Source organism: Alishewanella sp. SMS8 (assembly GCF_030737935.1).
Taxonomy (GTDB): domain Bacteria; phylum Pseudomonadota; class Gammaproteobacteria; order Enterobacterales; family Alteromonadaceae; genus Alishewanella; species Alishewanella maricola.
The window spans coordinates 48,071-60,423 of record NZ_JAPJEA010000002.1 but is presented as its reverse complement, the minus strand read 5'-3'; the positions used below and the strand labels follow the sequence as shown (position 1 = coordinate 60,423).

Below are 12,353 nucleotides of genomic sequence, written 5' to 3'. Positions count from 1 at the left end.
AAGTCTTTTAATCAAATTAATCGCTGTCGGGTAGTGATGTAACCCGCATAAAAAATTACCAGCACGCCCGCTGCCCAACTCATGGTGACGGGCTCTTGCCAAATCAAATAACCAAAAGCACCGGCAAACACCACGCTGCTGTAGGTCCACATGCCAATATCACTTGCTGGGGCGATGGCATAGGCGCGGGTCATCGCCAGTTGACCAATGGCGGCTAAGATGCCCATAGCAATAAAAGCAAGCCAAACGTCTTGGTTTAGTGGCTGCCAATAGAAAGGGAGCGGGATGGCCGATAAGATGGCGGTAAGCAGTGAAAAATAAAAGACGATACGTACAGCCGGTTCGGTATCCGACATATAACGAATGGTGGTTTTGGTAATGGCTACTAATACAGCCGAGCCAAGTGCAACGAGCAACACCGCATTTAACGCCGCATCGGGTGTCGGTAAAGCTAACACTACGCCGACAAAGCCCAATAAAATAGCAAATAAGGTCAAACGCGATGGGCGTTCCTTTAACCAAAAACGGGCAATGATCGGCACGACAAACGGCGAGAGTAATAATACCAACATACCTTGTGCCAGTGGCAGGCGCGCGAGCACATAAAAAAAGCAATACATACCCGTAATGCCGGTTAGCGCCCGGCTTGCATGCAGATACCAACGCTGCGTTTTCAGCATTTTAAAGCCATGTTTGTATAAAAAAGGCAGCATCAGCAGTAAGGCAAAAAAGTTGCGGAAAAACACCACTTGCGCTTCGCTGGCGGTTTCACTGGTAAATTTTACTACCGCACCTATGCCAGCAAAGCAGGCTTCAGCTAACAGCAAAAGTAGAGCACCTTTTAGCAGGTGAGGAGCCATGGCGTGTTCCATAAAACATCAAGGTGCTTAGTATAACGCGGTGACGACTTGAAAATCTGCTCGCGCTTTGCGAATCACGAAAAAAACAGTTTATATTCGACAGCGACTAACCGGCAAACCGACCCGAGTTAAGTAAGGCGATAAACTCAGCATTAGGTAGCGGTTTGCTGAATAAAAAGCCCTGTATTAACGAGCAATTACGTTGCCTAAAAAATGATAATTGTTGCTCGGTTTCAACCCCTTCGGCAACACAATACAACCCAAGGCTGTAAGACATGCTCAGCATGGCATCGATAATGGCTTCATCGTTATGATCCACACCAATGTCTTGCACAAAGCTGCGATCGATTTTAATCGCATCCAGAGGCAATTCTTTTAAATATTTTAACGAGGAATAACCGGTACCAAAGTCATCCAAGGCCAATTTAATGCCGGCATCGCTTAACGATTGCATGGTCAGGATGGCACTTTGTTGATCGCGCATCAGCGCGCTTTCGGTAATTTCAAAGCGCAAGCACTGTACGGGTAACTGGTACTTGTTTAATAATTCGATCACAGTTTCCGCAAGTTTCGGTTGCTCTAAATGCTGCGTTGATAAATTAATCGATAAGTAAACCTCATGCTTATCAGCTCGCCAGCTAACCATATCTTGCAAAGCCCGCTCGATGAGTTGCTGTGTCATATTAACGATTAAGCGTAAATCTTCTGCAAGTGGAATAAAGTCTGCCGGTGAAATCATGCCGTCTGGGCTTTGCCAACGCAACAGCACCTCAGCGCCGACCAGGCGATTGGTATTAGCATCGATGATGGGTTGATAGTAGTTAATAAACTCTTGTTTTTGAACCGCCTTACGTAAGCGTGATTCGCGAGCCAGTTGCATGTGGGCTTTTTCGTTCATCGCTTTCATAAAAAACTGAAAATTATTGCGACCGGCTTCTTTGGCATGATACATCGCCACATCGGCGTGTTTCATTAATTCCGTGCCATTTAAAGCGTCGTCAGGGAATACCGCTATGCCAATGCTGGGCGACACACCAATATTTTCTGAACCCAGTTGCATGGGTTCGCTAATCACCGCCAGCATTTTACGTGCAACATGGCTGAGGTTATCTGCAGATTTATAGCCTTCAAGTAACACGACAAATTCATCACCGCCCAAGCGTGCAACCGTATCGGTATCGCGCAGCGTTAATTTTAAGCGTCGAGCCACTTCTTTTAGCATTAGGTCGCCAATATCGTGACCAAGAGAATCGTTAATATGCTTAAAGCGATCTAAATCTATAAAAAATAAGGCTAAAGAGCGCTGTTCACGGCGAGTTTTATCAATACCGTGCATAATGCGATCCATTAACAATGCACGATTAGGTAGGCCGGTTAACGCATCATAGTTAGCCAGATAGCGTAGTTCAGCTTCGGCCGCTTTCTGTGCGGTGATATCGGTAAACACCAACACAAAGAAAGACAAGCCTTGCTCACCCACCGCACTGATATTGATTAAGGTTGGCCGTTCTTTGCCATCGGGCGTGATCACGCGCTCTTCGCCTTGCCAATGCTCGCCTTTTTGCATGTTACGTAATAAACGAGTGTAAAAGCGTCGCCGTACTAGGCTGATACCCAAATGATGCACTCGTGGTGTGTCGACATAAGTATCGACACTGCCAAAAGCCTGCGCAAAAGAATGGTTAGCAGCAATGATACGTTGCTGTGTATCGAGGATTACCACCCAATCCCGCGTTTGTTGGAAGGCTTCGCCAAAGAGTCGCGCTTTTTCTTTATTGGCTTTAGTTTCTGTAATGTTACTAAAGGTGCCTAAGATTTTTTTCGGTTTGTTGTCATCGTCTACTGCGGTAACCCGCGCTTGATCGCGGAACCATAACCAACGGCTATCTTGATGCCGGATACGGTAAGTGACATCTAGCATAAAACTAGGATCGTGTTGCAGTTTTCGCCATTGTTGTAAAAATTCTTGTCGATCATCTTGATGAATCAATTGACAATGTTGCTCTAAGTGCATGCTTTGCTGTGGATTTTCATAGCCTAAGACCAACGCGTAACGAGTCGAGATTAAGTGATTATGCTTAGCCAGCCACTCAAATACGCCAGCATTTACCGAGGCTAAAGCTTGTGTTAAACGTTGCTCACTCAGTTGGATCTGCTGATTGGCTTGGCGTAATAAGTTTTGCTGCTGCCGGCGTTTTTGCCAATATAATAAAAAAATACTGCCAAACAGCAAGGCATACATAAAATAGGCAGGTGTCGAGCGCCACAGCGGGGGAGCGATAATAAAACTAAGGCTTGCCGGTGCACTCTGCTCTCCGGTTAATGGGGCAATAGCACTGACATAAAATTGATAATGACCAGGGGGTAACTGGGGAAATAGTACCTGATTGGTAAATTGTTCTGGATAGATATTATTTTGTTCGCCTTTGAGCCAATAGCGATAAGCAATTTTATGGTTATTATGAAAAGACATGGCGCTAAAATGAATTTTTAAGCCAGAATCATTATGTGATAACTGAAATTGACGATTATTTAACGAGCCTTGAATGGTTTGAAGCTTGCCTGATAACACGCTGAATTCTGTGATGGTCACTTTTAACGGAGCATTATTGGCGGTTAATAGCTTAGGCTCGACGATAATAGCACCGCGCATTCCCCCATAGACCAAACGACCATCCGCTAATTTGGTGTTAGCACCATCGTAAAACTCATTAAAAGCTAGGCCATCGGCTTGGTTAAAAAATTCCAGTTGTAGGTTGTCATGCTCCAGTCGAAACAAACCTTGTCGTGAGGCAAACCAAAGATCACCCGCTTCATCCAGTTGTAACGAAAAAACCTCATTACTCATCAACTTGTTATCAACCGAAAACAATTGCTGCAGCGTTAAATTCTCTAAATTGAAACTGAGTAAGCCAATGCCTCGCATACCTACCCACAAGGTGCCGTTTTGATCAATTTGCATTGAAGTGGCATAACGATTTAGTTGTGGTTGATAATCACTGTGTTGATAAATTAAGCGCAGTTTTTCGGTATCAGGCTGATAATGCCAAAGTTGACCTGCCAGGCTAAGTAGCCAACTTTGATCCGGTAATTGGCCGAGAATACGCCCCCAATAAGCCATCGGCAGTTGTTGGTTAAGCTGCTCTAGAGGCGTAATGAGCCCAGTATCAATGTGGTAACGATAAAGGTTTTTTTGTTGGCTAATAATCAGGCTATTATCGGTAGCATGATAAAGTTCTAATTGTGCACCTGAAGCGAGAAGCTTTTGATGGCTGCTATCAGCCATACTAGGCACAGTTACGCTGAGTGTTTGAGTATCAAAACGTCGGATCCCCCCGCTGACTTGTAACCATAGCTCACCTTGGCTGCCAGGCAAGAAATGGTGAATGTGACTTTCAGGCGTTCGGGTGTGCGGGCCGTCGGTTTTTAAAAAGCTTTGGCTTTCTTCGGTATCTAAATTGTAGCGATTAAGACCATTAAAGCTGCTAAGCCACAGATACTGATCTTGTTGCCATAGTTGCGTGATACGATCGTTACTAAAGCCACTCCCTTTGCTTGACGATAGATAACGAAATGCTTGGGTTTTCGGATGCCAATAATAAGCGCCATCTTCACGACTCGCCAACCAGATACCGTTTTGTTTATCGTGAGCAAAATCTATTACTGAGTGATCGGCTATCAGCAGATCACTGTCAGAAAAACGTAAAGTCAATTCGGGTTGCTTGGCAGAGGGCGCTAATTGGTAAAGCCCCTGATCGGTTCCGATCCAAACCTGCTTGTTGTGGTTTTTTAACTTCCAAATATTATGTTCAGCAAGCATCGGCGTTGCCTCAATGGGCGTACTTTGCTCAATATAGGCGGAAATGGCGGTAAGTGGCAGTTGAAATAAACCAGAAACCGTGCCCACATAAAGCTGTTCATCACTAATTAACAGGCTTTTGACATGAGATTGGTCAGCATTCATACTCGCTTGGTTCGCGGGCAAATAGGGAATAGAGTGATGCTCGTTGCTTTGCAAATCAAACAAGATCAAGCCGTTAAAAGCACCAATAAATAACTGCTGTTGCTGTAACGCGATATGGCGGATCCAACCTTGGTCTTGGCCTATCTGCGTTAAATCAAATATTTTCTGCCAAGATTTGTCACTGAGCTGTAATTGATAGACCGCATCATTGACGACCAATAATAGCCTGTCGGCATCGCGTTCGATCACGGTCATGATCGTCGATTTTGTGGAGTGTGTTAGCTCACGCGGTGGAGTGAAAAATAATTCGAATTGACCGGCTGCAGGGTCTAACAGATATAAACCCGTATGATTTGCACTGGCCCAAAGTCGCCCTTGGCTGTCTTCTAACAATTCACTAAAGGCAATTTCAGAAAGGCGATATTGTTTGGCGTGTAATTCGTGAACGCTATTGCCGTCAAAGCGGTTAATACCTCCGGCGGTGGCGAGCCAAAGAAAACCGTCTTTATCTAAATGCAGTTTACGCACTGTGCCCTGAGACAAGCCTTGCTTTGGCGTTAATGACAAAAACTGAGTGTGTGCATTGAGTGCCAGACTGGTAAACAACAGTAAAAACACAGTTAGGAGCCATTTCACAACACGATTTCCCTTACCCTTGTTAATTTTTTTGCAAAAAAACACTGATTGCTTTAGTTTATGCAACATATACCTTGCTAGCGTTGTTTGTCCAGTTTTGTTATTCGGTGCGGTAAGTCATCTTGAAAGAGTGTAGCAGGCTTACCCTAAGTTAAAGAACAAGATTAAACCGGCGATTGCGGCAAAACAGAGTAATAACAAATTAAACTGATGCTGTTGTAAACGCAAAATACGGCGTAAATCGGCGATATCCGGTTCATAAGCTTGTTGCAAACGCGGGCGATCGACCCGTTGTTTGCGGTAATAGAGTGGCCCAGCTAAACTCACCTGCAAGGTTTGGCTTAGCCGAATTAATAACCCTAATTTCGCTTTGGGCATCGTTGCACCTTTAGACGCTAACAGTGTTGGCGCTCGGCGAGAATGACGCTGTAGCCAATACAGCGCAGTACTCAGCCAATAAGGTAACAGGTTCAACCCTTGTTGCACTTGCGCTGCGGCTTGGCCAAAATGTTGGTACTGCTCTAACTTAACGGACCATTGCTGGCTGGCTATTTGACTCAATCGATAACACAGCACCCCCGCGGCACCGGCGAGCAGATACCAAAACATGATACCTATGATTTGCTGGCTAAACCTCAGGCAAAGGCTTTCGAGTAATGCTTTGACTAAACCCATTTGGCTTAACTGTGCGGTATCTCTGAGCAGCAATAAGCGCGCTTGAGTTTTCGCTAAGTTAAATAAAGACTTTTCCAAGCTGATGATGATTTTTTCGGTTTGCCGCACATAAGGTTGCCAGTTTAAACAACAAAGTAACACGATCACATCAATCAATGGCGGCCAACTGGCCAATAAATATAAGCCAACCAGCAAGGCTAAAGGGATGCTAACGGCGACAAATAAAGCCAAGCCACCGGAGAGACGTTGCTGACTGCTGGCACGTGTTGGATCAGGATGAACCTTGCGCGCTAAGGCTCGGCAAAATGCGGCATAAAAGCTGAGTGGATGATAAATCAGTGGAATAGGTAGCAGCCGAGCAAGCAGCAGGGCCGCGACCAGTATGATCAGCGATAGAGCAAATTCGTTTGCCATCAGCAACGCAGGTTACAGGTTTAAGTCAGCGATAGCGCCCAACATTTCCATCACCATGGCTGAACTGTTTTTGGCTGCAACTTCTAAGTAGGCTTCGAAAGAATCGGGTGATTCTTTACCGGCAATATCACTAAGGCTGCGGATCACTACAAAAGGGGTATTCAGCATATGACAGCTTTGTGCAATGGCCGCGCCTTCCATTTCAACTGCTAGCATGCTGGGAAAATGTTGTCGTGTTTGGGCAATCCGTTCAGGATCACACATAAAGCTATCACCGGTGGCAATTAAGCCTTTTTTGGTTTTACAAAAGCCTAACGCAGCAATGCTTTGTTCAGCGGCCGCCATTAACGCGGGGTGCGCTTTGTAGGCGGCTGGCATTTGTGGTACTTGGCCCATTTCATATCCAAAAGCGGTCACATCAACATCATGATGCCGTACTTCGGTACTGATCACGACATCGCCGACGCTTAATTCAGGATCAAAACCGCCAGCCGACCCCGTATTGATGATGCAGTCAGGTTTAAATTGGCAAATCATTAAGGTTGTGGCCACGGCTGCGGCAACTTTACCAATACCTGATTGCACTAAAACGACATTTTTACCGGCTAAAGTACCGATGTAAAAAGTATAGCCGCCTAACTTTTCTGTACGATTTAATTCAATTTGTTGCTGTAACAGCGCAATTTCAGGTTCCATTGCGCCAATAATGCCGATTAATTGCATGGTCCCGCCTAGGCAAGTAAAAAAACGCTAGTATAAACGGGGTGGCAGTGAAAAGCATTGCCTTTCCTGCCAAACGTGGGGATTACGCTAAAACAACCGGTTATTGCTGCAACGGGATCGGCTGCATGGCCTGACCAGAGGTCAGGCGACCATGTTGATAATCGCTAACCGCCTGTTGGATCTCAGCCATGGTGTTCATTACAAAAGGACCATATTGCACAATAGGTTCAGCAATGGGCCGGGCGGCGAGCACAAGAAAGCGTACCGAGGTTTTTGCGCTGAGCGATACCGCACCTTGTGTTGATAATACTGCCGCTTGATGCTCAGGTAAGGTAACCTGTTGCTTAGCGCTGTGCAGCTCTAAAGTTCCTTCATAAGGATACAGTAAGGCGTTATGACCATCAGGCAGCGGTAACTGTAGCTGAGCACCAGGCGATAAATGAATATCAAAATAGACGGGTTCCGTACTTAATCCTTGGATCGGACCTTGCACCTGTTGGTCTTGATAACAAAAGTTGCCAGCAATCACTTTAACGCGAATATCGTCAGCGGCTTGTACTACCGGTATTTGCGTAGGGTTGATATCAACGTAAGCGGCTTCTTTCATTTTTTCTTTGGCGGGCAAATTAATCCACAGTTGAAAGCCGCGCATCAATCCAGATTCTTGCTGCGGCATTTCCGAGTGAATAATGCCTCTTCCGGCACTCATCCATTGTACACCGCCGCTTTTTAGGTGACCTTGATTACCCAAGTGATCTTTATGCAACATATGGCCATCAAGCATATAAGTCACCGTTTCAAAACCGCGGTGAGGGTGTGCGGGGAAACCGGCAATATAATCATCCGCTTGTTCCGAGCCAAAACAGTCGAGCATTAAAAAAGGATCCAACCTAAAATCAGCAGATTGTCCTAAGCTGCGTTTTATTTTTACCCCAGCACCGTCTGATACTGTCACGGCAGGTATAAGCGTTTTTAATTTACGCATAATGTCTCCTTAAATAGTTAAGATGATTAAACCGGATAAGCAATCGAATGAAAATTGCAAAAAGTGCCGACTAATCTTCAATAAAGTAGAACGATGGCAGTTCAGTTAGCATTAAGCCGTGAGCGCTAAAGTGCCAGTCAGTAACCTTGCTGTATCGGTCATGCCGATAAGATGATTGGAGATTGTCATGAAAAAACAACTAATTTGTATAATGTTATTCAGTAGTGCTGCGGTCACCGTACAAGCGAACTCAGATATTCGTTGGGATTATCTTGGTTTAGGTTATACCGATGCGGCAGGAGACGGACCTTATATCGAAGGGTCATTACGCGTAGCGCCATCCTGGGTATTACAGGGCGAGTTCAGCCCACAAACGGTGGCATCACAAGACTTCAATGCCTTTCGTTTTGGCGTGACTTATCTCAGTGGGTTTAAACTCGACTTTACACCTAACAGCCAAACTTACTTGCAAGCGGGTATTGATGGCGTCAGCGGTGATCGTGATGATACCGGTGCTTTTTTCGGTATAGGCGCTCGCCATCCGTTAACGCCACAAGTTGAGTTATTAACAGAAGCCAGTTATCACACCTTAGGCGATAACTATGGCAGTGCTACAGCGGGTATTGCTTATTACTTCAGCCCAGACTGGGCCCTAAGAAGTACGTTGTCGTTAAATAGCGGTGACACGAAAAACGTTTTTCGTTTTGGTATGACCTATCAGTTTTAAATCAGCCAACAGTTAGCCGTTGTTGCCCGCAGCTTGCACAGAATATATTTACCCGTGGCTGGCGCAAAGCATTGCAGTTGCGTCAGCCAACTCTTAATATTGAGTACTTGGCTAGCGCGACAGCGGAAGTGATACTATGTTAGACGATTTTTTTATCCAGTTAAGTACCGAGCCTGACAGCATTAGTTTTGCGCAAACTATGGCCGTTATTGATAAACACTATGACTTTACTGCCGTGGCTTTTGAAAACGGCGAAGTGACTAATGCCGCCGATCAGAACAACGGTTCCTGCAAAATCTTTGCATTTGGTCTGTTACACCAGTTATCGGAACCGCAAACTTTACAGTTATTTGGTGAGCATTATCGCCAGGTAATGGCCACTCCTAGTGGTACCGATCATCAAAATATTCGCAATTTTTTGATCACCGGTTGGAATGGCATTCGTTTTTCAGGTAACGCCTTACAGCTAAAAAGCACCGCTGTTTAACTCAAAAAATAAGGCCAGCAACTGCTGGCCTTATTACTTAACCGCTCTTCCTGAGCTGCGTTATACCGTCACATTAATGTTCTGGCCAAGATTTCCAACAGATTGTGCAGCGGCAGTAGGCTCAATACTTTGCATAGCATTTTGTACTAAGCTCGTGGCCATTTGCCCTTGCTGTTCTTGTTGTTTCTTTGCCATCACAGCGCCCAGCACTTCAAAAGCCTGAGCAGACGCAAGTGCGCCAACGGATTGACTCATAGAACCTCCTATTAGCAACAGGTCATCTGGTTATCGGCAAGCGGTTGGCAAACTTTAGGCATTTTTTTGCCTTATTAAAAAAGGTGAATGCCGCCTGTTGCAGCAGGCGGCATTCGGTCTTAGCGCGGAGTGACTCATTTCTCCAAAGCGTTAAGAAACTTGGACTAGCGCGGTAGATTGCGCTTTAATTTGTGACTTTGATAAAGCCGGTGACATTAAACGGCCTGATAGGGCGGTATTCACCAAAGCCGGCTTAACAGTGCGGATTGGCCGGGTAGGGCCTTTTTTCACTAAACCTTTTAATAAGGGTTCCACTTTCGGTGCCGGTTTACCCAGTTTAACCGCGAGTGCCGCTTGTAATTCGGTTACGGTGTAACCCGCCTTAATAGCAATACGTAAATAAGGCACGCCAGCTGCATCAAGCGCACCACTTACAAACCAATCTGGTACGGCTTTGTGCCCTTCTTTATTTTGTGGATTAACTAAGTCAAGTACCGCCACCACTTTCATCGTTTCAGGTTCGCACAACACATAATCGAGATATTTGGCATTAAGCTTTAACTGGGTGCTGCGCCGGTTTTTGTCAGAGACACTGGCCTTGATATCTAAGACATCGGCTAAGCGCACTCTGTTCATAATACGATAGTCATTTTGTACTGCTTTATCTAATAAACCCAAAAAAGAACGTTCAACCGGACTAAACAACGCAGCCTTCCGCTGCACTTGGAACGGGTTACTATTGTCAATAAAACGACTGGCAACCAAAGCAATAACCACGACCAGTAGCACTAATAACAGCATGATAAACTCCATGCTTACCTCCGACAAAGAATTGACAGCAAGAACGATGAGTTCAAATAAGCATAAGCTGTGCCAACATTTTTAATGCGGTGCTAACAAGGTTATTTTTTGAATTGATGCCAGCCATCATCTTCATTAATGGTATTTATATGTAATTTAGGCTTATAGTTACTGCATCTGAAATAGTACAAGGACACGATCATGGCAGCAGTAACAACTTGTGGCGCGCTGACTATTAAAGGCGCAATGCCTGAAGCCTATCAAGAAATTTTAACGCCAGCGGCTTGCGAATTTGTCGCAGAGCTTGCTCAATTATTCCGCCCGCCGTTAAAAGCGCTGTTAAGCGCACGGCAACAACGCCAAGCCAAATATGATGCCGGTGCTTTACCTGACTTTTTAGCAGAAACGGCAGCGATCCGCCAAGGCGATTGGCAAGTGGCCGCTTTACCCGCTGATTTGCAAGATCGTCGTGTTGAAATTACTGGGCCGGTAGAACGCAAAATGATCATAAACGCGTTAAATGCGGATGTTAAAGTGTTTATGGCCGATTTTGAAGACTCGCAAACACCCAGTTGGGATGGCATGTTGGAAGGGCAAATCAATTTGCGCGATGCTAACCTTGGCACGATCAGTTATACCGATCCACAAAGCGGCAAACATTATGCGCTAAAAGAGCATCCCGCTTTATTAATTGCCCGTGTGCGTGGCTTGCATTTATGGGAAAAGCACATTGAATTGGCAGGTGAACCGATCCCCGGCGGCTTGGTCGATTTTGCTTTGTATTTTTATCATAACTATCGCACCCGCCTGAAAAATGGCACCGGGGTGTATTACTACGTACCCAAATTACAAAGGCATTTAGAAGCGAAATGGTGGGATGATATCTTCCGTTACACCGAGCAACGTTTTGCTGTGCCTATTGGGACGATCCGCGCGACCGTGTTGATCGAAACGCTGCCAGCGGCTTTTGAAATGGACGAAATCCTTTATATGATGAAAGACCATATCGTGGCATTAAACTGTGGTCGTTGGGATTATATCTTCAGTTATATCAAAACATTAAACAACCATCCGGATCGCGTGTTACCCGATCGGCAGGTCGTTTCTATGCATAAGCCGTTTTTAAGTGCTTACTCTCGCTTACTGATTAAAACTTGTCATAAACGTGGCGCTTTAGCCATGGGCGGCATGGCGGCCTTTATTCCGGCAAAAGATCCGGCGGTGAATGCCGCGATTTTAGAGCGCGTGACCGCCGATAAAGAATTAGAAGCGAGTAATGGCCATGATGGTACTTGGGTGGCACACCCTGGTTTAGCCGCAACGGCCAACGGAGTGTTTGCCAAGTACTTAGGTGATAACACTAACCAGTTAGCCGTATCACGTGCTGACGATGCACCGATCACCGCTGCCGAATTGCTCGCGCCCTGTGATGGTGATCGTACGGAAGAGGGTATGCGTACTAACATCCGCGTTGCTTTGCAATACTTAGCCGCGTGGATCAGCGGTAAAGGTTGTGTGCCCATTTATGGCTTAATGGAAGATGCCGCCACAGCGGAAATCTCTCGCACTTCCATTTGGCAATGGATTAAACATGGTAAAGAGTTAAGTAACGGTAAACTTGTTACCAAAGCCCTATTTGCTTCTTTTTTAGAGGAAGAGGCAAAGGTGGTGTTAGCAGAAGTTGGGGCAGAAGTGTGGCAAAGCCAGAATTTTGCTCGGGCGCAAGCCTTATTGCTAGACATTACCACAGCTGATGAACTGACAGATTTCCTAACCCTGCCAGCTTATCAGTTGCTTGATTAACCTGACGTAACCATTTTGGGGCG

Annotated in this window: 10 protein-coding genes; 3 read left to right on the top strand and 7 right to left on the bottom strand. The window is 45.6% G+C overall.

Translation table 11 applies throughout. The annotated features are described in order from the left end of the window. Positions 1-11: 11 nt before the first annotated feature. The 5 genes from ORJ01_RS07830 to ORJ01_RS07810 all read right to left on the bottom strand — a co-directional run bounded on the left by ORJ01_RS07830 (position 12) and on the right by ORJ01_RS07810 (position 8,257). On the bottom strand, positions 12-860 hold the full coding sequence (locus ORJ01_RS07830) for a DMT family transporter (RefSeq protein WP_306177576.1): 849 nt from the start codon (positions 858-860) through the stop codon (positions 12-14). A 106-nt stretch (positions 861-966) separates the two neighbouring features. Continuing rightward, complete coding sequence (locus ORJ01_RS07825; RefSeq protein ID WP_306177575.1) at positions 967-5,460, bottom strand: EAL domain-containing protein; 4,494 nt, start codon at positions 5,458-5,460, stop codon at positions 967-969. A 141-nt stretch (positions 5,461-5,601) separates the two neighbouring features. Then, positions 5,602-6,549, bottom strand: a complete 948-nt coding sequence (locus ORJ01_RS07820) for a cobalamin biosynthesis protein (protein WP_306177574.1) — start codon at positions 6,547-6,549, stop codon at positions 5,602-5,604. A gap of 12 nt (positions 6,550-6,561) precedes the next feature. Continuing rightward, positions 6,562-7,272 carry a 5'-methylthioadenosine/S-adenosylhomocysteine nucleosidase gene (gene mtnN, locus ORJ01_RS07815; protein WP_226751260.1) on the bottom strand — a complete coding sequence of 237 codons (711 nt, stop codon included), beginning with the start codon at positions 7,270-7,272 and terminating at the stop codon, positions 6,562-6,564. A gap of 100 nt (positions 7,273-7,372) precedes the next feature. Further along, positions 7,373-8,257 carry a pirin family protein gene (locus ORJ01_RS07810; RefSeq protein ID WP_306177573.1) on the bottom strand — a complete coding sequence of 295 codons (885 nt, stop codon included), beginning with the start codon at positions 8,255-8,257 and terminating at the stop codon, positions 7,373-7,375. Between the two features lie 187 nt (positions 8,258-8,444). On the opposite strand from ORJ01_RS07810, the gene ORJ01_RS07805 reads away from it, so the two are divergent. Further along, positions 8,445-8,984: a hypothetical protein gene (locus tag ORJ01_RS07805; RefSeq protein WP_306177572.1), complete on the top strand. Its 540-nt coding sequence runs from the start codon at positions 8,445-8,447 to the stop codon at positions 8,982-8,984. Between the two features lie 136 nt (positions 8,985-9,120). Continuing rightward, positions 9,121-9,471, top strand: coding sequence for a HopJ type III effector protein (locus tag ORJ01_RS07800; protein ID WP_229586423.1), 351 nt, complete (start codon positions 9,121-9,123; stop codon positions 9,469-9,471). Between the two features lie 60 nt (positions 9,472-9,531). Here the strand turns inward: ORJ01_RS07800 and ORJ01_RS07795 are convergent, their stop codons facing one another. Continuing rightward, positions 9,532-9,726: a hypothetical protein gene (locus tag ORJ01_RS07795; protein ID WP_226751264.1), complete on the bottom strand. Its 195-nt coding sequence runs from the start codon at positions 9,724-9,726 to the stop codon at positions 9,532-9,534. A gap of 150 nt (positions 9,727-9,876) precedes the next feature. Then, a complete protein-coding gene (locus ORJ01_RS07790) occupies positions 9,877-10,539 on the bottom strand; it encodes a DUF2726 domain-containing protein (protein WP_226751265.1) in 663 nt (220 codons plus the stop codon). Between the two features lie 189 nt (positions 10,540-10,728). On the opposite strand from ORJ01_RS07790, the gene aceB reads away from it, so the two are divergent. Further along, on the top strand, positions 10,729-12,330 hold the full coding sequence (gene aceB, locus ORJ01_RS07785) for a malate synthase A (RefSeq protein ID WP_306177571.1): 1,602 nt from the start codon (positions 10,729-10,731) through the stop codon (positions 12,328-12,330). Positions 12,331-12,353 lie beyond the last annotated feature (23 nt).